This window comes from Ruegeria profundi (assembly GCF_049800715.1).
Lineage (GTDB): Bacteria > Pseudomonadota > Alphaproteobacteria > Rhodobacterales > Rhodobacteraceae > Ruegeria > Ruegeria profundi_A.
In genome coordinates, this window is record NZ_JBNAFO010000015.1 from 41,969 (window position 1) to 64,187 (window position 22,219).

General features: G+C 55.9%; 18 protein-coding genes. 11 read left to right on the top strand and 7 right to left on the bottom strand.

Features of this window, described 5'->3' with window-relative positions; all coding sequences use genetic code 11:
• Positions 1 to 102: 102 nt before the first annotated feature.
• Both ACP15L_RS19795 and ACP15L_RS19800 read right to left on the bottom strand, forming a co-directional pair.
• Positions 103 to 648, bottom strand: coding sequence for an aspartate/glutamate racemase family protein (locus tag ACP15L_RS19795; protein ID WP_425085502.1), 546 nt, complete (start codon positions 646 to 648; stop codon positions 103 to 105).
• A gap of 29 nt (positions 649 to 677) precedes the next feature.
• Positions 678 to 998, bottom strand: coding sequence for a sulfatase-like hydrolase/transferase (locus ACP15L_RS19800; RefSeq protein ID WP_425085536.1), 321 nt, complete (start codon positions 996 to 998; stop codon positions 678 to 680).
• Positions 999 to 1,656: 658 nt separating this feature from the next.
• Here ACP15L_RS19800 and ACP15L_RS19805 point away from each other — a divergent pair.
• Positions 1,657 to 3,501 (top strand): DUF3604 domain-containing protein, encoded by a 1,845-nt coding sequence (locus ACP15L_RS19805; RefSeq protein WP_425085503.1) that lies wholly within the window; start codon positions 1,657 to 1,659, stop codon positions 3,499 to 3,501.
• 276 nt (positions 3,502 to 3,777) lie between these two features.
• Positions 3,778 to 4,059 carry an HlyU family transcriptional regulator gene (locus ACP15L_RS19810; RefSeq protein ID WP_170380651.1) on the top strand — a complete coding sequence of 94 codons (282 nt, stop codon included), beginning with the start codon at positions 3,778 to 3,780 and terminating at the stop codon, positions 4,057 to 4,059.
• Between the two features lie 765 nt (positions 4,060 to 4,824).
• Here ACP15L_RS19810 and ACP15L_RS19815 read toward each other — a convergent pair.
• The 4 genes from ACP15L_RS19815 to ACP15L_RS19830 form a co-directional block, all read right to left on the bottom strand.
• Complete coding sequence (locus ACP15L_RS19815) at positions 4,825 to 5,496, bottom strand: hypothetical protein (protein WP_425085504.1); 672 nt, start codon at positions 5,494 to 5,496, stop codon at positions 4,825 to 4,827.
• Complete coding sequence (locus ACP15L_RS19820) at positions 5,493 to 6,275, bottom strand: ATP-binding cassette domain-containing protein (RefSeq protein WP_170429655.1); 783 nt, start codon at positions 6,273 to 6,275, stop codon at positions 5,493 to 5,495. The genes ACP15L_RS19815 and ACP15L_RS19820 overlap by 4 nt, the downstream gene beginning before the upstream one ends.
• Positions 6,275 to 7,345, bottom strand: coding sequence for an ABC transporter permease (locus tag ACP15L_RS19825; RefSeq protein WP_425085505.1), 1,071 nt, complete (start codon positions 7,343 to 7,345; stop codon positions 6,275 to 6,277). Before ACP15L_RS19825 ends, ACP15L_RS19820 begins: the two co-directional genes overlap by 1 nt.
• A gap of 117 nt (positions 7,346 to 7,462) precedes the next feature.
• A complete protein-coding gene (locus ACP15L_RS19830; protein ID WP_170380654.1) occupies positions 7,463 to 8,482 on the bottom strand; it encodes a sugar ABC transporter substrate-binding protein in 1,020 nt (339 codons plus the stop codon).
• Positions 8,483 to 8,670: 188 nt separating this feature from the next.
• Here ACP15L_RS19830 and ACP15L_RS19835 point away from each other — a divergent pair, with 188 nt between their 5' ends.
• From ACP15L_RS19835 to ACP15L_RS19865, 7 genes are all read left to right on the top strand, one after another.
• Positions 8,671 to 9,870, top strand: coding sequence for an ROK family transcriptional regulator (locus ACP15L_RS19835; protein WP_170768184.1), 1,200 nt, complete (start codon positions 8,671 to 8,673; stop codon positions 9,868 to 9,870).
• 184 nt (positions 9,871 to 10,054) lie between these two features.
• Positions 10,055 to 11,185: a LacI family DNA-binding transcriptional regulator gene (locus ACP15L_RS19840; RefSeq protein ID WP_425085506.1), complete on the top strand. Its 1,131-nt coding sequence runs from the start codon at positions 10,055 to 10,057 to the stop codon at positions 11,183 to 11,185.
• Between the two features lie 21 nt (positions 11,186 to 11,206).
• Positions 11,207 to 12,562 (top strand): extracellular solute-binding protein, encoded by a 1,356-nt coding sequence (locus ACP15L_RS19845; RefSeq protein WP_170693201.1) that lies wholly within the window; start codon positions 11,207 to 11,209, stop codon positions 12,560 to 12,562.
• 60 nt (positions 12,563 to 12,622) lie between these two features.
• Positions 12,623 to 13,858 (top strand): carbohydrate ABC transporter permease, encoded by a 1,236-nt coding sequence (locus ACP15L_RS19850; RefSeq protein ID WP_425085507.1) that lies wholly within the window; start codon positions 12,623 to 12,625, stop codon positions 13,856 to 13,858.
• Positions 13,858 to 15,066 carry a carbohydrate ABC transporter permease gene (locus ACP15L_RS19855; RefSeq protein ID WP_425085508.1) on the top strand — a complete coding sequence of 403 codons (1,209 nt, stop codon included), beginning with the start codon at positions 13,858 to 13,860 and terminating at the stop codon, positions 15,064 to 15,066. The genes ACP15L_RS19850 and ACP15L_RS19855 overlap by 1 nt, the downstream gene beginning before the upstream one ends.
• Positions 15,067 to 15,071: 5 nt before the next feature.
• A complete protein-coding gene (locus tag ACP15L_RS19860; RefSeq protein ID WP_425085509.1) occupies positions 15,072 to 16,319 on the top strand; it encodes an MGH1-like glycoside hydrolase domain-containing protein in 1,248 nt (415 codons plus the stop codon).
• On the top strand, positions 16,319 to 17,374 hold the full coding sequence (locus tag ACP15L_RS19865; RefSeq protein WP_425085510.1) for an ABC transporter ATP-binding protein: 1,056 nt from the start codon (positions 16,319 to 16,321) through the stop codon (positions 17,372 to 17,374). The genes ACP15L_RS19860 and ACP15L_RS19865 overlap by 1 nt, the downstream gene beginning before the upstream one ends.
• Positions 17,375 to 17,875: 501 nt before the next feature.
• On the opposite strand, the gene ACP15L_RS19870 is transcribed toward ACP15L_RS19865, so the two are convergent.
• Positions 17,876 to 18,670 carry a helix-turn-helix domain-containing protein gene (locus tag ACP15L_RS19870; RefSeq protein ID WP_425085511.1) on the bottom strand — a complete coding sequence of 265 codons (795 nt, stop codon included), beginning with the start codon at positions 18,668 to 18,670 and terminating at the stop codon, positions 17,876 to 17,878.
• A 121-nt stretch (positions 18,671 to 18,791) separates the two neighbouring features.
• On the opposite strand from ACP15L_RS19870, the gene ACP15L_RS19875 reads away from it, so the two are divergent.
• Both ACP15L_RS19875 and ACP15L_RS19880 read left to right on the top strand, forming a co-directional pair.
• Positions 18,792 to 20,393, top strand: coding sequence for an ABC transporter substrate-binding protein (locus tag ACP15L_RS19875; protein WP_425085512.1), 1,602 nt, complete (start codon positions 18,792 to 18,794; stop codon positions 20,391 to 20,393).
• Between the two features lie 83 nt (positions 20,394 to 20,476).
• Positions 20,477 to 21,952 carry a M81 family metallopeptidase gene (locus ACP15L_RS19880; RefSeq protein WP_425085513.1) on the top strand — a complete coding sequence of 492 codons (1,476 nt, stop codon included), beginning with the start codon at positions 20,477 to 20,479 and terminating at the stop codon, positions 21,950 to 21,952.
• Positions 21,953 to 22,219: the final 267 nt, after the last annotated feature.

Sequence of the window (22,219 nt, forward strand, 5' to 3'; positions counted from 1 at the left end):
AAGAGTTTGCAGTTGTATTGAATGTCAGGACCGAAGGGCCGCAGTGCCAGATCAGCGCAGCTAGTGAACGGCTGGAAAGGGCCGATCCCGCATAAGCAATGTTCAAAAATCCATCGCTCGATTGAATACAATTTTGCAGTGGATCAGAGTTGTATCGAAGACTGGAACCGAAACGTTGTCAGTATTGAGCAGCATACCCACTTCCGTGCATCCAAGGATCAGAGAGTCCGCTCCGGCTGTTACAACGCGTGAAGCGATCTCGACATAGGTGTTGCGGCTGGCCTCGGTCGTGATATCTTTGCAAAGCTCGTCATAGATGATCCGGTGCGTCTCAGCGCGGTCATCATCGTTTGGAACAAGCGGTTCCAACCCAGCCGCTCTTAGGCGATCTGTGTAAAACTCCTGCTCCATAGTGAACGCTGTGGCCATTAGCCCAGGGCGTTGAAGTCCGGCAGCCTGTATTGCTTTGGCGGTGGCGTCAGCAATATGGATCAAGGGAATGCCGACACCTTCCATCATCTGATCGGCCAGCTTGCGCATGGTGTTTGTGGCCAGGATCAAAAGGTCCGCACCACCCCGCTCCAGCGCCTTAGCTTCGCGGTTTAGGATGTTTCTGGCGGCGTCCCACGCACCCTTGACCTGTAGCACTTCGATCTCTGCAAAGTCTAAAGACCTAATCAACAACTGTGGCGAATAGCTTTTTTCGTGGGGTCGCCATCTATCTCGCCGAGATAGTCCAGATCGTAAGCCCGTGCGATGCATACTAGCTCGCGTGCAATACCCTGCATCACAACAGGCTCTTCCGTTTTGGCTTCGGCAAAACCCGGAAGCGTTCGCCAGACTGTATAGTCCGCGGTCTCAACTCCGTAAAATTTGTCGAATCCGTGATTCGTTGGATAGCGCCCCTCGGTCCAGTCAAGGTTCCACTTGCCGTACATAGCTGTGTTGTAGCCTACGACCTTCAGCATCTCTGCAATTGTGATTTCCCACTGAGTCAGACCGTAATCGCCACCCCCAACTGGGACGGTATGGTTGACCGTAACGTCCTGTCATGGGCACTGCGCAGGACGGTGTGCACTCGCTTCCCACGATGAAGTTCGTGAGTCGAAATCCTTCCGCAGCGAGGGCGTCCATCTCGGGGGTCGCCGCGACACGGATCATGCCGCCTCCGTGAGCCCAGGTTCGCCCCAGTCAAAATTATCTTGAAATATGAATGTGATGTTGAGATTATCTTGAGCTGAAACGACCGAGGCAAATAAAAAGGGATAAGGACAATAGGGGTGTTCGCGACAACCTCTTTACGGCAAGGCCTCCGATCAAGGTCTCGGTTTCAAGACTGGCGAGCCAAGTCACCAGTCGTCAAGAACGTGCACTCGTAGGCGTGCTTTTCACCGCGTCCGAGCGTCAAAGTTTTGGGCGAAGCTGCGGCCCGGGACTAGTCGAGCCTCACCCGGGATCTCTTAAGCTCACATAAGAAAAACCTTTGTTTTCCTTGACGAAAAGCCGGGTCAGATGTTGCCATAGACTAGAATTCAGCTCGGCTGGGAGGTTCAAATGAAGTTTTTTCTTAAGACATCGACAGCGATAGTTTCCGCAGCGTTCATAGCAAGCTCTTCAAATGCTCAAGACGCCGCACAAGGCGGGCAAGTTGGAGAGATGACCATATCAGTTGATGATATGCGTGAACCAGCGCCTGCTGATTTTTCGCCGTATGCAGGTCGAGATTTTCCTACGCGCCCGCTTTGGGGTGACACTCACTTGCACACGTCAAACTCGCTCGATGCGCGCGGATTTGGCGTAATTCTTAGCCCGGACGATGCCTATAGGTTTGCACGTGGCGAGGAGGTCACCACATCGCATGGCCTCCGTGTTAAGCTGTCGCGCCCGCTCGACTGGCTGGTGGTATCCGATCACTCTGATGCCATGGGTGCCATGAATGAGATCGTGGCGGGGAACTCTACACTGATGCGTGACCCAACGCTTCGAGACTGGAACGAACGCCTTAACGCCGGTGGGGATGTCGCTCTGGGTGCAACCATGGAAGTGATTGAAACCTTTGCTGGCATCACCGGAGATGCTCTGCCCGAGGCTGTTTCAGATCGCAGGTTTGTACAATCTATATGGGACGAGTTCACGCAAACTGCGGATCATCACAACGCCCCTGGCACATTCACTGCGTTCATTGGATACGAATGGACGTCCACGGAAGCTGGCAACAACCTCCACCGCAATGTGATCTACCGGGACGACGCCATTCGCGCACGGCAAATGCTGCCTTTTACAACCGCAGAAACCTATAATCCGGAACGGTTGTGGGACTGGATGGAAACATATGAACAAGAGACTGGCGGTCGTGTGCTGGCCCTTGCCCACAACGGCAACGTCTCTAACGGCCTGATGTTTCCGGTCGAGACAAACCCTGAAACGGGTGAACCTTTGACAGAAGACTACGCAGAGCGGCGTGCCAAGTGGGAGCCGATGTATGAAATCACCCAAATCAAAGGTGACGGAGAAACGCATCCATTTCTGAGCCCAAACGATGAGTTCGCAGACTATGAGACTTGGGATAAATCCAACCTCGGACCAATGCCTAAAGAAGATTGGATGCTCCAGTATGAGTATGCCCGTGAGGCTCTGAAGAACGGACTTAAGCTTGAGGCTGAACTAGGCACCAATCCATACAAATTCGGAGTGGTAGGTTCGACAGACAGCCATACCGCTTTGGCAACGGCGGAAGAAGACAACTTCTTTGGCAAACACTCTGGCGTCGAACCCGAGCCCGGTCGTTGGCAGCACGTCGTTGGTGAGTTCGATACGACAAGAATTCTTGGATGGGAAATGGCAGCGTCCGGTTACGCCGCAGTCTGGGCCGAAGATAACACGCGCGAAGCAATATTCGACGCAATGGAACGGAAGGAAGTCTATGGGACAACCGGTAGTCGAATTGCAGTTCGTTTCTTTGGTGGCTGGGACTTTACCGAAGCTGATGCAAGGTCTCGTTTGCCCGCCGAAATAGGATACGAAAAAGGCGTTCCGATGGGAGGGGACCTCGCAGATGCAACAGAAGGCGCGGACGCCCCAACATTCCTGGTTGCTGCGCTGAAAGATCCGTTTTCCGGCAATCTCGACCGAGTTCAGATTGTGAAAGGTTGGTTAAATGCCAATGGCGAAACTGAAGAGCGGGTCTATGACGTGGCTTGGTCGGGAGACCGAATACTTGATGCGGATGGCAAGCTGCCAGCGGTGGGGAACACCGTGGATGTTGCAACGGGCACGTTTACCAATTCGATCGGTTCTCCAGAGCTGATCAGTGTTTGGGCGGATCCTGAGTTTGATCCTTCAGTTAGAGCTTTCTACTATGCCCGTGTCCTAGAGATCCCCACTCCGAGGTGGACAATTTACGACGCCGTTCGGTTTGGAGACGAGGTGCCTGCCGAGGTGCCTACGTCAACGCAGGAACGTGCTTACACTTCGCCAATTTGGTATACTCCCAAAGGCTGAAATGTGACTAATCCTTGCGTCGTTGCTGTAAAAGCCCGGTAGCTCTTGTCGCTGCAACATCGGGCTAGTCGGTTTGTGCGAACGTCCACCTAGGGCTCTTTTATGCAATGGATAGTGGAGCGGTGGACCGGGCTTTCGCTGCGGTTCGGGGCTTTCAGACCATGCTCCAAGCGTGCTATCGGATCGACGGCGGGTGATCTGATCTAACGACCTGTTTCACTTCAGCACATTGCGGAGTTAGCTTCCAATACTATCAAAATTGAAAGGAACTTCCCTATGTCCCTGTTCTCAAAACTCTTCGGTGGCGCTGAAAAGACCGAACCGGAGCCGGTCTCGTACAAAGGGTTCGAGATATTCCCCGACCTGATGGCCGAGGGTGGCAAATACCGCCTGTTGGCCCGTATCGAAAAGATTATCGACGGAGATCGCAAGACCCACACGGTGATCCGGGCGGATGTTTTCGAAAGTCGGGACCAGGCCGAAAGCTTCAGCATCGCCAAGGCGAAGCAGGTTATAGACGAGCAGGGAGAACGCCTTTTCGGCTCAGGGAATTGGTAACTTGAAGACGGTTCTGTTACCATCTTTTGACCCTTAACCTTCATAGCGCTAGCGCCTGTGCGGCGACCCGCTAGATCCAGTTGAAGGTTGGATCATGATTTCTTTTGCAGGCGCGCAGTATCGGAAGGACGGGATACTGTTCGCAGTGACCTTTTATGTTCGATAGGGTGTCTTCCAGCGCGACCTGGCAGAAATAATGTGCGAACGCGGCGTTGTAGCGGATCACACGAAGCAAACGCTGGGGTTCTCAGCACTCGCTTCAGCCGTCGCGACACTTGAAGGGGTCGAGGTCACAAACCTGATCCGCAAAGGTCAGCTCAAGCCCGAAATCTGTCTTTTCCAACAAATTGCTGAACTGGCTGCATAAGATAATAGAGATCGCCCAAACAGTTTGGCGCGTCCAAAACTTTGCAACAAAACCGTTTAACAATGATGTTGTTGGCGATCCCCGCGAGGTGCTCTGCCTGTGCAATCATTCCCGCGGCAACCAAAGCTGCAACCTTAGCCGTTACCGCTCTATCCGTCAGACTGCGTATTTATGCAATGACCTCTTTGAAAACGCGGTCGGACTTGGCGATTAGGCTTGGATTGGTGGTCATTCAATCCAATAATCCGAAGCCTGTCGGGTCTTTGTTATCGTTTACTTCTGCGGTGTCCTCGAAGAATTTCATCAGGTGCCCTTATCGCGTATTGGGGTGACTTGGATTGTACCTGAAGCTGTCCAGAGGCCCTGCCTCAAGGGCTTGTTGAAGCCAGTGCACAGGTTCACAACGCGTAGCGCATCCCGAATTCGGTATAGTTTTGACTCAGTGTAAGGTCGGCTTTCCGGCTATCACGGATCACACGTTCTGCGTTGGGCAGATCGTTGTTTTTCGCGCGTTGTAGCGCGGTTTCCGGGTCAAATCCGTGCTTAATCCAGCGCTGCTGCAATCTGCTTTCAAGTTCTTCCAATGTGGGGCTGACAAAAACGGTTAGGGCGAAGACATCCTCTAACGTCCTCCAGGGGTCGCTGTTCATCAAAAGGTAGTTTCCTTCCACAACCACGATCGGAGTTTCAGGGTGAACCGCAATTGCATTGGCGATGGCCAGGTCCATTTGGCGGTCGAACATGGGATGAAAGGATTCATGTCGCGCGGATTGCAGCGCCCTAATCGCCTTGCAAAACCCAACGGCATCGAAGGTCTCTGGTGCGCCTTTTTTTGCACGCAAGCCGCGCGCTTCTAAAACGCGATTGTCCAAATGGTAACCATCCATTGGCATAAGAGTGGCTGAAGGAACCGCGGAACTCTGTTGCGCGTTCAGCGATTGCACGACGGCTTCCGCTAAGGTCGACTTTCCGGATGCAGGGGGGCCGGCGATTGCAACAGTCGTCCGAACCCCAACCTGCCTCCGGGAGGAGATCAGGTCGCAAACTTGCTTTGCATCCTGCTCGATCACGCTGCGTCCTCTTTTGGAGGTTCCTTGGCGCCGGTCATGAAGGCCACCGCATCGGACATCGTGTAGTCCTTGGGGTCGATCGTGCACAGGCGTTTACCCAACCGGTGCACATGGATGCGATCGGCGACTTCGAAGACATGTGGCATGTTGTGGCTTATCAAAATTATCGGAATACCACGTGCGCGTACGTCCTGGATCAGCTCGAGCACCTTGCGGCTTTCCTTCACGCCCAAAGCCGCCGTCGGTTCGTCCATGATGATGAACTTGGTCGCAAAGGCAGCTGCGCGCGCAACGGCGACGCCTTGGCGCTGGCCGCCGGATAGTGTCTCTACCGCCTGATTGATTGACTGCACGGTCATCAGTCCAAGCTCGGTCAGTTTTTCGCGGGCGAATTTTTCCATGGCAGGCCGATCCAGCTGACGCATGTATTTGCCCATGAATCCCTGTTTGCGAATCTCGCGCCCCATGAACATGTTGTCTGCAATCGATAGGGCAGGCGACATGGCAAGCTGTTGATAGACGATCTCGATGCCCATGTTCCGGGCATCAATCGGCGAGGTGAAGTTGACCTTTTTGCCCTCGATCAGGATCTCGCCTTCATCCGGGATCGTGGCGCCGCAGATCGCCTTGACGATGGACGATTTGCCCGCGCCGTTATCACCGATCACCGCAAGGATTTCGCCTTGCCGCAGTTCAAAATCGGAATGGTCGATGGCGGTAACGTGGCCATAGCGCTTCACGATCCCGCGGCCTTGGACGACTGGCGTTGTGTCTGACATTAGCCCGATACCTTTCTGATCCACTGGTCGACTGCGACCGCTGCGATGATGAGAAGTCCGATAAGCAGGAAGGTCCACTGCGCGTCCGCGCCCAGAAGCCTGAGACCCAGAGTAAAGACACCGACGATGAGAGCCCCGAACAGGGACCCCAGAATGGAGCCACGCCCGCCGAACAGTGAGATACCGCCAATCACGACCGCAGTGATGCTTTCGATATTGGCCAATTGACCGGATGTAGGTGAAACCGACCCGATGCGCCCGATCAGGGCCCAGCCTGCAAAGGCACAGATCAATCCGGACAACATATAAACCGACATCAGCGTTCTGTGGACGTTCACACCGGATAGTTCGGCGGCCTCGGGATCATCCCCCACCGCATAGACATGACGGCCCCAGGCCGTGTGCTTAAGCGCGTAGGCCAGCACGAAAATCAGAACGAGCATGAATATCACACCAACCGTAAACGTCGCGCCACCGACGCTGAATTTTGTGCCAAAGAATTGCAGGAACGGGGCGTTGGCCTCGATATCCTGACTGCGAATTGTTTCGTTTGCGGAATACAGGAAGTTTGTCGCGAGAACGATCTGCCACATGCCGAGCGTGACAATAAATGGCGGCAGCTTTACGCGACTGACCAGCCATCCATTGAGAGCCCCGATCAGGGTCCCCATGGCCAGCCCGCACATCACCGCAATGGGCACAGGGATGCCGTAGCGGAACGTGAACTGACCCATAATGACGGAAGAAAACACCATAATCGCACCGACGCTTAGGTCGATACCGGCGGTCAGAATGACAAGGCTTTGTGCCGCGGCCACGATGCCGACGATCTGAACCTGCTGCAGGATCAGCGTCATCGCAAAGGGTGAGAAGAACTTTGAGCCCAGCAGAAGGCCGAAAATTACGATCGCGCCAACCAGAACGATCAAGGGCACAAAGGATGGATTGACGTGGAGAAGATGCTGCAACTTCCCCAGAACACCACGCCGGTGATCTTCAAACTCCGCAACGGTTTCTGACGTATTGGCGGCGGTTTCGAATTCCTGGGCGTTTTGGTTTGCTTCAGACATATCTCCCCCTTTTCGTGGCTGGCATCGCGTCCACGAAATCAGTGTACAGGAAGTTTCGGTTTGCTGGTGAAAGGATTGATGAGGCGCTGCTGCGCGCCTCACCTAAATGAGCTGTCTTTAGCCCCAGCAGAGATCCAGGCCTTCTGCAACCGACAGCGACTCCACCCCATCAACCGGCTGGTCGGTGATGAGCGCTACGCCTGTGTCATAGAAGTCTTTGCCGGGTGTGTTTTCGGGCTTCACGCCCTCTTCAGCCCATTTCTTTACGGCCTCAACACCAAGCGAGGCCATCAACAGCGGGTACTGCTGGCTTGTCGCACCGATCACACCGGCTTCGACGTTTTGGACACCGGGGCATCCGCCGTCGACCGAAACGATCAGAACGTCGTTTTCGCGCCCGATGGATTTCAACGCCTCATATGCGCCCGCAGCGGCCGGTTCGTTGATTGTGTGAACAACGTTGATAGATGGATCCTTGGCCAGAAGGTTTTCCATCGCGCGGCGGCCACCTTCTTCGTTGCCGTCGGTCACGTCACTGCCGACCAGACGCGCATCGGTTTCGTCACCGATGACATTCGGATCCGCCAGGTCCACGCCGAACCCGTCGAGGAAACCCTGATTGCGCAGAACGTCCACTGTCGGCTGACTGACGTTGAGATCCAGCGTCGCGATCTTGGCATCTGCTGCAGCGTCGCCCATTTTAGCCTTTGCCCATTGACCGATCAGCAGACCGGCTTTGTAGTTGTCCGTCGCGAATGTCGCGTCCGCCGAGTCAATCGGGCTAAGCGGCGTATCCAGCGCAATGACCAGAACGCCGGCATCCCGCGCCTGTTTGACCGCAGGAACGATCGAGCTGGTGTCGGATGCCGTCAGCAGAATGCCTTTTGCGCCATCGAGAATGCAGGTCTCAATGGCCTGGACCTGAGTTTCATGGTCGCCATCGACCTTGCCGGCAAACGCCTTGAGCGTCATGCCCAGCTCTTCTGCCTTAGCGGTCGCACCTTCCTTCATCTTGACAAAGAAGGGGTTGGTATCGGTCTTGGTGATCAGGCAAACGGTTTCTCCAGCCGCCTGTGCGGATGCCGCAGCCAAAGTCAGCGCTGTGGCGGATGCGGCAATCTTAAATAGATTTCTCATTTAGTCTCCTCCCAGAAAATTGTTGTGTCCCCGCGCGAATTAGCGACAAGGCGCGCCTCCATCCTCCAATGAAGGTCATGCTCAAGAAACCGTGATTCTAGCCGCCGTGTCAATAAATAAATAAAGTTTATTTATTAATTTGGCTGCGCATCTTTTCATAAGAAAACAAGGCGTTTATGTTTAGGGTAATGGAAAGAGAGGCGCTGAAAATACTAACCGGCGGGGTAAGCCAGAGCGGTGTTCGTGATCACAACGAACGCCTGATTCTGACGGTTTTACAACGGCATGGACCTGCCGCCGGGGCCGATGTCGCGCGGCTGACGGGCCTGTCCCCGCAGACCGTGTCGATCATTTTGCGTAAGCTCGCAAAGGACGAGATTCTCAAACGTGGGACGCCTTTGAAGGGAAAAGTTGGGAAACCTTCGATCCCCATGGAACTCAATCCCGAAGGCATCCTGTCGGTGGGAATGAAGATCGGTCGCCGCAGTGCCGATCTTCTTTTGATCGATTTCACCGGCAAGCCACGCCAACAGCTCTCGACGACTTATGACTACCCGCTTCCCGAAGCTGTGTTCGGGTTTTTGGAGGAAGGACTGCAAGACCTTCTGGCCAATGAACCCCAGAAGCTCCGCGACCGGGTATGCGGGATCGGGATCGGTACACCGTTCGAGCTGTGGAAATGGCACGACCTGTCTGGGCTTGCGGCTCAGAAATTCAAATCCTGGAGAAACGTGAATTTTTTTTCCGAAGTGGCCAAGTTCAGCGACCTGCCGGTTTTTGTGGTCAATGACGCGACGGCCGCGTGTCACGCCGAACACCTCTATGGCCGCGGGGCCGAGTACCGAGACTACTTTTACTTCTTCATCGGCTCAATGATTGGCGGAGGCGTTGCCTTGAATGGCACCGTATTTGAGGGCAACCAAGGCAATGCCGGTGCCTTGGGCGCCATGCGGACAACGGGTCCTTTGGGTGAGAGCCAGCAACTGATCGACACTGCATCGCTGTTTCTGCTCGAGGACAGGCTGATCGAAGCGGGTATTGATCCGGTAATCTTGTGGAAAAAGCCACAGGATTGGAGCAGCATTTCTCGCTATGTCGAACCCTGGATCGGCACCACGGCACAGGAACTGGCCAAGGCTGCGCTGTCTATTTGCGCGGTCATCGACTTTGAAGCGATTTTCATCGACGGCGCATTCCCACCTGAAATACGGGAAGAGCTGGTCTCACGGGTTCGTCGTTATCTAGCCAACCAAGACAAACGCGGTTTGATTCCTCCGGTTGTCGAAGCTGCAGCTGTTGGAGAAAACGCCCGCGGTATTGGAGCGGCAAGCAGCCCAATTTTCCGTCAGTTTCTATTGAACACCAATGCTGGGCTTTCTGGGATGTAGCCATCCTCAAACAGGCACGCTCTAGCCGCACCAATGCGACTTGTCCCAACGCTACTACAAAGCCCTTACGCGTGTTCTTTAAGTGTTCTGACGCAATTCAAATAACGTCCAAAAAATAGCCAAGTTGCACTTTTTTTAACTTTTTTGTTGCCGAAACCGGTTTCGGAGCGAACAAATAGCTTCAATGACCGCGAATCTTTCATATCCACCGCGTGACCAGTCAAGTAACGCAACCGTCACGGGCCGGGTGAAACTGGACGAATTGGCAGCGCATCTGGGCTTGTCCAAAAGCACGGTTTCGCGCGCGCTTAACGGGTATCCAGATATATCGTCGGCGACTCGCGCGAGGGTTGAAAAAGCGGCTCGGGTGTTGGGATATCGGCCGCTCAGCCATGCGCAGGCGATCCGTACCGGGCAAGTTCGTGCGATAGCTATGGTTATCAACAGCGAGGAGCCGGATCAGCACAATCCCTTCTTGCAGGATTTTCTGGCTGGAGCCTGCGCAGCGGCAAGCAGCCTGGACTGGACCATGACCATTTCCACGGCGACCTCCGAAAAAGATACATTGAAGGTACTGAGCCGTCTTTACGAGGAACGGAAGGCCGATGGATTCATTCTACCGCGGACAGCGGTGAAGGATGCCCGTATTGGCCTGCTGCGCAGTCTTGGGGTACCTCATATTCTGTATGGGCGCACCGGCTATGGACAACCGAACAACTGGGACGAGACTTCGTGGTTCGACATTGCCGGGGAAAGCGCGATGCGTAGCGCCGTTTTGCGACTGAGCGATTTGGGACATACACGCATAGGCTTTGTCGGCAGCGATCCAAAGTTCAACTATGCGCATCTACGCCGTGACGGATATGCCGAAGGTTTGCACGCTGCTGGTCTGCCCTTGGATCCGGATCTGATCCAGGAAGGGGCGCGCACGCGTGAAGATGGTGCGGCTCAGGGACGGGTGCTGATGGCCTTGGATCAACCTCCAACGGCGATTGTCTTTGCGACCGATCTGGCCGCGCTTGGATTCTGCGCGGATGCACAGGATCAGGGGTTCGAGATCGGGCGCGACATATCAGTGATTGGCTATGACGGCATTCCTGAATGCCGCTACGCGCGCCCCGCACTGACCACATTTTCAGTCGACTCACGCGCGGCCGGTGAACGGCTGGCGACCTTGCTGATCCAGCAAATCCGTGGCGAAGCGGCTGCAGACTTGCGAGAGCTGGCCGAGGCCACCCTGATCGGAGGTGACTCGGACGGGCCACCAAACCTGACGTCACACGAATTGGCGCGTAAACTGAACCATCTGACGTGAACATAACCGGGGAGGACACCTATGAAACTAACACCCAAAGCTGCGAAGCTGATGCTTGGCTCGTCACTTGCGCTGGCGCTGACAGCGCTATCCGTGCAGGCCGACACGATCCGTTTTTGGACCACTGAGGAGCAACCTGAACGCCTGGCCAAACAGCAAGAGATGGCGGACCAGTTCAAAGCCGAAACCGGTACCACGGTTGAGGTGATCCCGGTCACCGAAAGCGATCTGGGGACGCGCGCGACGGCCGCATTTGCTGCTGGTGACCTGCCAGACGTTGTCTATCACACGCTGCAATACGCCTTGCCTTGGGCCGAGGCTGGTATTCTGGACACCGAAGCCGCGACCGAAGTGATCGAAGAACTGGGCGCTGACACTTTTGCCCCCGGTGCTTTGGCGATGGCTGCGTTCAACGACGAAACCGCCTCGGTGCCAGTCGATGGCTGGACCCAGATGGTGGTCTACCGAAAGGACCTGTTCGAAGAGGCCGGTCTGGAAGCCCCCGACAGCTTTGCCGATATTCAGGCCGCGCTTGAGGCCCTGCACAACCCGCCGGAAATGTACGGCTTTGTCTCGGCAACCAAGGTCGACGAGAACTTCATGAGCCAGGTGCTGGAGCATGTGTTCCTAGCCAATGGAGTGTCGCCTGTGGGTCCCGATGGGTTCCAGCCGCTGGACGAAGCCAAGACCACCGAGGTTCTGGATTTCTACAAAGCAATCTCCAAGGCGTCGCCTCCGGGTGAGCTTTTCTGGAAGCAATCACGCGAGCTTTATTTCGACGGCAAGGCCGCGATGATTATTTGGTCGCCCTTTATTCTGGACGAGCTGGCAGGTCTGCGTGACAGTGCCCCGCCAACCATCAACGATGATCCGACCTCGCGCGATCTGGCCAGCAAGACTGGCATCGTGACCAAACTGTCCGGTCCTTCGAACCCGGATGGCGCGGCGTGGGGTGACGTGCGGTACTTCGGTATCACCAACGACGCCGATACCGATGCGGCGATGGAGTTCGTGAAATTCGCCATGGACGACGGCTACACCCAAACGCTTGCAATCGCGCCTGAGGGCAAGTTCCCGGTCCGTCGTGGCAATGCCGACAACCCGACCGCGTTCTCGGAAGCCTGGGCAGAGCTGCCTGTTGGTGTCGACCGCAAAGCGCCCCTGGGCGAGCTGTACGAACAATCCATGATCGACGAGATCGTTGGCGGTCTGGATGTGGCGCAGCGCTGGGGCGTGGCCGAAGGCCAACTGGCGCTGGCATCGAAGATGATCAACAGCCAGGCCATAAACCGCGTCGTTCGCCAGTATATTGACGACGAGATCGACGCGGCCACAGCCATTGCGGCGATGAACGAAGAGTTGGCCAAGGTTCAGTAACCACCCGGCACCTGCAGCGGCGTGCGCGCCGCTGCCCCTAAACACCCTTCGAGGTAACCCATGACTTCGGCCTCCCCTCCGACAGGAACCGGGGCGTTAGCCAAACGCGAGGCGCGTCTGGCCTGGACGCTGCTGGCTCCGACCATCATCAGTGTGTCGCTGGTTGTGATCCTGCCATTGCTGGCGATCTTCTGGATCAGCTTTAAACCCTTCACCCTGTCTGACCTGCGCCCGCCTGCTCCGGTCGTGCGTGAAAGTCTGCGCGGATCGGGTGATGATCTGCGGATCGAATACCGCCTTCGCAACTCCAGTCAGGATATTGCGATCGATGGCGTGACAGTCCGGGATATCCTACCCGAGGGCGTCACGCCACTCGGCGACGTTGCGGCCCCCTGTGTATTGAACGGGCAAGAGCTGTTCTGCGACTTTGGTACGCTGGAAGGTGGTGAGCGTGAGCGTATTCGCGTTCCCGTTGCGGTCGATGGCGACCCGGATGCCTTCGAAGATCTGGTTGAAGGGTCTGAACCAACAGTAACCGGCAGCGGCCCTAGTGTCCTGACAAATTTCGAGTTCAGCCTGGAAAACTTTGCCCGCGTGTTTGACGGCGACGAGTTCTGGGGCGTGCTTTGGGTCACCCTGTTCTACACCGTCTTCGGCACCATCGGAGCACTGGTCATGGGCCTGTTCGCCGCCCTTTTGCTGAACAAAAGCTTCCAGGGGCAGGGCTTTATCCGGGGTCTTTACCTGTTCCCCTACGTGGCCCCCGTCATCGCCGTGGCCTTTACCTGGGTCACGCTGTTCGACCCCTTCTCGGGCTCAGCCAATGCGCTGTTGGTGCAGATGGGGCTGAGCAGCGAGCCAATCAACTTCTTCGGGGAACGCCCACTGGCGCTGATCATGGTCACCGTCTTTGAAATCTGGCGCTATTTCCCGCTGTCCTTCCTGTTCATTCTGGCGCGGATGCAGTCCATCGATTCCAGCATGTATGAAGCGGCGGATATGGATGGCGCGTCACCTTTCCAGAAATTCTGGCTGCTGAGCATCCCGCAATTACTGGGCATCCTGTCGGTCCTGTTCCTGCTGCGCTTCATTTGGACGTTCAACAAGTTCGACGACATCTTCCTGCTGACCGGTGGCAACGCGGGTACCCGCACGCTGACGGTTAATGTCTATGAACAGGCCTTTGCGGTTTCGAACATCGGGGCGGGCGCGGCAGTGGCCGTGGTGATCCTGATGTGCCTGATCGCCTTCAGCTTTGTCTTCTTCAAATTCATCAGCCGTGAGGAGGGTCTGTGATGCGCCAAGGGTATATCACTGGCCCGATTCTGGGCGCGCTGTGGCTGGTGGTGATTGCTACCACCATTGCGGTCACCATGTCCTTCGCCACGGGCGCGGCCTTCCGTCCGCAGGTTCTGCTGAGCCTGTTCTGGGGCGCGTTGGCTGGTCTGGCATATGTCCGCTTTCCCGCTCGTCATGCCTCGGCGCGTCTGGGCGTGTCGGCCCTGTTGGGTCTGACCTGCCTGACCGGCTTTGGCCCGGTTCTGATCGGCTCGGACACAACGCTGCTCGCGCTATCGGTCACCGTGGTTTCGATCGCCGTCGTCATGCATCTTTCGATGGCTGAAATCCTGAAAGAGCTTCCCTTTGGCGAACTGACCCGTCACGAGTTCGAAGACGCCGTGATCAGGTTCTGCACTGGTTTTGGCTATATCTTCTTCACGGCGATCGTTGTCATCCCCTTCTATGTGATGGTGATGACCAGCCTGAAGTCGCAGCAGGCGCTGTTGCAGAACCCGCTGGATTTCTCGTTGGATCTGGATCAGGGCTGGGCGCTGTTCCGCAGCTATACGGAACTGTTCCGCGACTTCAATTTCGGCTCGTACCTGTGGACGTCCTTCTACGTCTCAGTGCTGACGGTCTTCATCACACTGGCCTTCAGCATTCCGGGGGCCTATGCGGTCGCGCGATTCCGGTTCAAAGGGCAAAAGGCGTTCTCGCGCTCGATCCTACTGATCTACATGGTGCCGATGATCGTTCTGGCGTTGCCGATCTATATCGCGTTCTCGCTGACCGGCCTGCGCAACTCGATCCTAGGCATCGTCATGATCTACCCGGTCACCACGATCCCGGTCGCGCTGTATATGCTGCAGGGGTATTTCCGTGGTCTCCCGACCGAGGTGGAAGAGGCTGGTCTAATGGATGGTCTCTCGCGCTTGGCGGTAATCTGGAAGATCACCCTGCCGCTCAGCCTGCCGGCTCTGGCTTCGGTGTCGCTCTATGTCTTCATGATCGCCTGGAACGAATTCCTTCTGGCCTTCATGCTGCTGGATGATCCCTCGAAATTCACTCTAACCCGAGGCGTCACAATGCTGAACTCCTCGGAAATCCCTCGCCAACATCTCATGGCTGGCGCGGTGATTGCCACCGTTCCAATCATGGCCCTGTTCCTGGGGCTTGAACGTTTCATGACCAAAGGCCTGACGGCTGGCTCGGTCAAAGGATGACAGAAATGAACCACTTTACTTCGCCGACAGAGTCAGCACGCAATATCCTGATCGCCAATGATCGGGGTGGCTATACGATCCCGACCAGCGGGCTCTATCCCTACCAATGGAACTGGGACAGCGCGATCGCCGCGCTGGGCTTTGCCGAGTTCGATATCGACCGCGCCTGGACTGAGCTTGAGACGCTGTTCTCGGGCCAGTGGGCGGACGGAATGGTCCCCCACATCCTGTTCCACAAAACGGATCCGGGCTATTTCCCAGGGCCGGATGTCTGGGGCGGCATCGGGCCGATTGCCTCCTCTGGCGTAACGCAGCCACCGCTGGCGGGCACCATGGCCCGGCGGGTATGGGAGAAAGACCGCGCGGCTGGTGAAGCCCGCCTCCGCGCCCTGTTCCCGGCCATGCTGGCCTGGCATCGGTGGTTCATGACATGGCGTCTCGATGACCACGGCGCGGTCTGCACCACCCACCCTTGGGAGGCTGGGCGCGACAATGCACCGGACTGGGACGACGCAATGGCGAGCATTGATGCCTCAGACGTGGGCGAATACCAGCGTCGCGACACGAGCCACGTGAACAGCGCCGACCGGCCCACCAAATACGATTATGACCGCTACATCAAACTGGTCCAGATTGGACGTGAAGCGGGCTGGGATCAGCAGCAATTGCTAGAGAAGAACCCCTTCCGCGTCGCCGATCCGACGATGAGTTTCACAACCCTGCGCGCGGCCCGCGATCTGCTGGCGATAAGTGAGGAGTTGGGGATCAGGGCCGAAGGCCTCGTTGAAGACGTAGAACGGCTCAAGGCAGGCGCAAAGTCACTTTGGAACGAGGCGTTGGGCACCTTTGATTCCCGAAATGCGCATACGGGCAAATGGGCTGAAAGCGTCTCAAATGCAAGCTATCTGTGTTGGTATGCAGGCATCGAATCCCAGCAAATGCTGGACCGGTTGAAAACTGTATTGACCACGGTCCCGCACCCAATCCCTAGCTATGATCACAAATCGCCCAAATTTGATGAACGCCGATATTGGCGTGGTCCAACATGGGCTTTCATGAACATGCTGACGGGGTTCGGTCTGAAGGATATGGGCCACGGGGTTGAGGCCGAAGCACTACGCCTAAAAACCGGTCGTCTGATCGCAGGCCACGGCTTTGCCGAATATTACGACCCGATCACCGGCAGTCCCGCTGGGGGCAACTCTTTCACATGGACCGCTGCCGTCTGGCTGCATTGGGCAGGGAGGAACTGATGGGCAGCATAGAGCTCAATTCCGTCGAAAAATGGTTCGGCGAGGTGCAAGTGATTAAAGGCATCGACCTAAAGATCGAAGAGGGTGAGTTCGTCGTCTTCGTTGGCCCGTCGGGCTGTGGTAAATCGACCCTGTTGCGGATGATCGGTGGGCTCGAGGACATCTCGCGCGGGTCACTATTGATCAATGGTGATGACGTCACCGACAATCCGCCTTCGAAGCGTGGGCTGACCATGGTGTTCCAGTCCTATGCGCTTTATCCTCACTTGACGGTGGCCGAAAATATGGGGTTCTCGCTGAAAGTGGCGGGCGTATCCAAGGGCGAGATTGCTGAACGCGTGGGTAAAGCCGCCGAGGTACTCAAGCTGGAACCCTATTTGGAGCGCAAACCTAAAGACCTGTCCGGCGGTCAGCGTCAGCGCGTGGCGATCGGTCGGTCTATTGTGCGTGACCCCACCGCATTCCTGTTCGATGAACCGCTATCCAACCTGGACGCCGCTCTTAGGGTCGAGATGCGGTATGAGATTGCCAAGCTTCACCAGAGCCTCAACCGCACCATGATCTACGTGACTCATGATCAGGTCGAGGCGATGACATTGGCTGATCGTATCGTGGTTCTGGAATTCGGCAAGATCGCTCAGGTTGGCACCCCACGCGAACTATACGAACGCCCCGCCAACCTGTTCGTGGCGCAGTTCATCGGCAGTCCGAAAATGAACGTCATTCCCTGCACCGTGTCTGGCGATAAGTTTCAGCTGGAAAACGGCGGCGGTGGCCCGTTTGATCGGACTGGTACAGCCACGATGCTGGGCATCCGCCCGGAACATATCAGTGTGGTCGAACCTGGCTCGGGTCACAGCGACGGCAAGGTCGAAGTGGTCGAGTATCTTGGCGCAGATATGTTCATCATCGTCGATTGCGGGTTTGAAGAGAAGGTGACGGTTCGCCTTGGCGGGGACACGCAGATCAAAGCTGGAACGCAAATCGGCTTGTATTTTGCACCCGAGAAACTGCAATTTTTCGACGCGGCAGGTCAGACAATCAGTCCCCGATGAACGGGTGTGACACTTTTGAGATGTTTGGGGATGCGTCGCAAGCTTTTGGAATGGCCAGAGCCAGCGATTCACTGGATACACCTATCCTGAGATCTCGGCAAATAGCCGAAAACCAGCCGGCGTGGCGCTAGAGAATTGCCGCTTCCAGCAGTGTTGGCGGCCCGATAGAGGCACATCCATTTGCCGCGAACACGAGCATATATCTCGTCCATGCGCCGGGAACTCAGCGTTGGTCGCTTCTTCAATTGCGCGCGCTCCGATCATCGGCGAATTCTCGACAATTCACTTGTTGAAAGTGGCGTGGTCCATCCGCACGCTGCGTTCAGCTATGATCTCTTCGAGGACGCGATAGGACACCGTATACCGCAGATAGAATTACACGACGTGCAAAAAAGGTAAGATCAGACATGTTTACCGATCTCGCTATTGAGGCGTGATCCACCTCCCACCAGCAGAAACAAATGGGCACCGACCATCATACGCAGGTATCCTGCGGTTCTGCTACTCAGTAATAGTCTTCGCATCAGAGTCTGTGGACGCAACGAGAAGGTATTGCTGAATCCTCATATCCAGTTTGGTGCTTTTTAAATCGACGATACCGCTTTTCGAAAACAGCTCTCGCACTGAGCGGTAGTTTTCAGCTCTTTTCCAGACAACAGGAGAAGAGGTTGGCGTTCGGCCGGACAACGAAGCGAGATAAGACATCGTGCCGAACAATAGCTTTGACTTGTCGCGATGGGGTTTGTTCAGAATGTACAGGCTGACAGGTGCGTCTGGACCGCGTTCGGAATCGACGACAAAAACCTGCCCCGCGCGGAAGGCGGCTTTGCCATCACATCTTGTCCAGCGGCGCGTCGATGACTTTCCTTCGCTTAAGGCTTCGACAACACGGCTGTAAACCGTTCCGTTCCGCTCATCCAAGAAGGCAACGTTGATAATGGCTTTGGTTGAATCGTTCGGTGCGCGAAAGAACACTTGATAAGATCCGAGAAATGGCCGCAGCCGTTGAAGATCACCTGGGAACACATCGATCAGAGGGTCTCGTCGCCGATCCGCCTCGGTTTTGGCGAGTTGGGTGGTGTGGCGCCGCAGTTCTGCATGATCTCCCAGCAAGATATGTTCGCCCACATCGAAGAACCGGCTAATGCGGCGCAAGTTGTTTGGCGAGGGCATGCTGCGGCCGTTGAGATACTTGGCGAATTGCTGATGGTTGATGCCAATCTCTCTGCAAACAGCTGCCACTGACGGGTAATCCGCACAAAGGTGACGCAGGTTTGCAGCTAAATTCTGGTGCATAGGTGGTTGGGCCTTGGCTAGCATAAACTCGCTAAAGAAAGCATAATGTAGCGTTATTGTTAAGCTCAAATTGGTGCGTGATCTTCCGGGCAACAGAAGAATGCTCAGGGAAGGTCAAGCAATGGATAAATTTCAATACGTGCGGCAGATGGAACAGCGTCTGCAATTGCGTCAGGTGGATCGTCGCCAGTTCATGCGCGGTGTTTTGGCAACCGGCATGACCGTCGGTGCAGCAACGCTTTTGGCGGATCGCGCTATTGCGGCCACGCCCAAAAAGGGCGGCAGCATGATTGCCGGGATTGGTCATGGCGGGACGACCGAGCAACTCAATCCGGGGCAGATATCAGCGGGTTTCCTGATTCCGTTGAGCCTGGGCATGAACGGTTTCCTGACTGCGATCGACGCGGACAGCAACGTGCAGCCGTCACTTGCAAAATCATGGGAGGCCTCGCCGGACGCGTCGGTTTGGACCTTCGAGATGCGCGACGGGGTCGAGTTCCACAATGGTCGTACAGTGACAGTCGAGGACGTGATTGCCTCGATCAATTTTCACCGCGGAGAAGGGTCAACCTCGACTGGGGCGCCGCTGTTGGCCGGTGTGAAGGAACTGCGTGCGGACGGGCCAAACACCATCGTTTTCGAGCTTGAGGGCGGTAACGCAGATTTCCCGGCTATCCTCAGCGACTACCGCTTTGCCATTCTGCCGGCAGAGGGTGACAGCATTGACTGGCAATCCGGTATCGGTTGCGGAGCCTATCAGTTGAAGGATTTCCAGCCAGGGATTTCGGCGGATCTGGCCCGTCACGGGAACCACTGGAACCCTGATGTCGCGCATGTGGACGAATGGAAGCTTCTGGTGCTGCTGGATACGACCGCACGGATGGCGGCGCTGTCGGCGGGGTCGGTCGACATTGCCGATAAGGTTGATCCTAAGACGGCCAAGTTTGTCTCGCGTGATCCAAATGTTACGCTGCATTCAGTTGCCGGTACGCAGCACTACTCCTTCCCGATGCTGACCAATGCCGCGCCGTTTGACGACAACAACGTGCGTCAGGCGATCAAATGGGGCATCGATCGGCAAGAGCTGGTGGACAAGATTCTGCTGGGTTACGGCGAGGTCGGCAATGATCATCCAATCGGGTCCGGTCAGAAGTATTTCAATGCTGAGCTTGAACAAAAGACTTTCGATCCGGACAAAGCAAAATACTATCTGAAACAGGCTGGTCTGGAGTCGCTGAATGTCGAACTCTCGTCCTCTGACGCTGCTTTCCCTGGCGCGGTGGACGCGGCGACGCTGATTTCGAACTCGGCGGCGAAATGCGGGATCAACGTTTCTGTCAAACGAGAGCCTAACGATGGCTATTGGTCCGAGGTTTGGACGAAAAAACCCTGGTGCGCCAGCTATTGGGCCGGACGACCGGTCGAGGATCTTATGTTCTCATTGGCGTTCCAATCCGGTGTCGCTTGGAATGAATCTCTCTGGTCGAATGGGAAATTCGACAAGATTCTGGTTGAGGCCCGAGCTGAACTGGACACCGAAAAACGTCGCCAGATGTATGGTGAAATGCAGGATATCGTCGCCAATCAGGGTGGTGTCGCGATCCCGATGTTTGCTTCATATGTTTTTGCCACGCGCCCAAGCGTTGGCACGCCCGAAAAATTCGGCTCGAATCTGGATCTGGATGGAAGCAGCTTTATGGAGCGTTGGTGGAAAGCCGAATAACTCTGGTGAAATATGATAGCATCGCCAAAGATCAGAGGATGGCCCTTACAGCCGTCTTCTGACGTGTTGGGAACAGGGAATTTATGAAGCTTTTCATTGCGACACTGTCGACAGAGACGAACACGTTTTGCACGATGCCGACTGCGATGTCGGGTTTCGAGGACTATTTCCTGCGGCATGGTACGGCGACCCAGGAGCCTCCAAACCTTATGACGGAGGCGCTTCATCTGTGGCGCCAAAAGGCCGAAACTCTGGGCTGGCAGGTTGTCGAAAGCCTGACCGCCATAGCCGAACCCGCCGGACCGACCACACGTAGCTGTTATGACGCGCTGAGCGGCGAGATTTTGTCTGATCTCGCAGAATGCGGCGGTGCAGATATCATTCTGTTGCAACTTCACGGCGCGATGGTGGCCGAGCATATAGAGGATTGCGAAGGTGATATTCTGACCCGCGTCCGCGAACAGTGCCCGGAGGCAACGATCGGCGTTTCGCTGGACCTGCATTCTCATTTAACTAAGAAGATGCTGAACGCCAGCGATCTGATTGTGCATTTCAGAGAATACCCGCATGACGACGCAACAGCCTGCGCGGCCGAACTGTTTGATCTGGCAAAGCGGGCACATGCGGGTGAGATCACGCCTAAGATGGCGTTTTTTGATACCCGTATGATGAACCTATATCTGACCAAAACCGGGGCGATGAAGGATTTTGTGGCCGAGATGGCCGCAGCTCAAGCCAGACCCGGTGTGTTGTCGGTTTCATTGAGTCACGGTTTTCCCTGGGCAGATGTCGAAGATGTCGGCGCGCGGATGTTGGTAATAGCAGATGGCCAGGCACAACGGGCCGCGCAACTAGCCGAGGAGTTGGGGCGGCGCTTCTTTGTTTTGCGCAACGAAGTTACCACGCGGTATCTACCGATCTCCGAGGCGTTGGATCACATTGGTACACGGTCCGGTCTATGCGTTCTGGCGGACATGGGTGACAATTCAGGCGGAGGAGCGCCGGGCGACGCCACCCACTTGCTGAAAGCCATGCTGGCGCGTGGAATGACACATTTTGCCAGCGGCCTGTTCTGGGATCCCGGGGTGGTGCGTATTTGTCAGGATGGGGGCATTGGAAGCAGATTGACCCTTCGGCTTGGCGGAAAGACCGGTGTGGTTTCAGGGGGTCCGATCGACCTGACTGCAAGGGTTATGAATATCGAGAAGGGCCTGGGTCAGCATCTCGGCACTGGTCTTGAACCCATGGGCACCGTAGTTTGGCTCCGCCTGGATGGAGAAATCGACCTGCTGGTCAATGATCTTCGCGTTCAGGTTTACCATCCTGAAGCCTTCGAGCAGATCGGTATCCGGCTGGCCGAGAAATCGGTGGTGGCGGTGAAATCCCTCTTCCATTTCTACGGCCCGTTCAGCCAAATTTCGGACCACATCCTGCAGGTTGCCAGCCCCGGAGGAACACAGCCTGCGTTTCACGACCTTGCGCTCACCAAGCGAAAACTGCCTTTCTGGCCTGCGGTTGCACAGCCATTCTTAGATGAAAGCCTTGTGGACGCCGGATAGAGGTTTCAATCAAACAGGTCTGGCGGACAGAATCCAATCGCAAACATACTCAACCTCTAGTGCTGTAGTGTGGTGTTTGGGCCGGGTCAGAGAAAACCCGTTTCGGGGTCTTCATCTCGTTTCCGCTTGTACCGCCTGTATGGCTTGCTGAACTAGGCCTTGGCCATTGAGGCGCAGACGTTGCGAGGGTGTGATCTCCGTGATGCCAAATCGCGGGGTTGAGCTCAAAGTTAGCGCATACCTGACGCTCTTCATCCGGCCAGAATG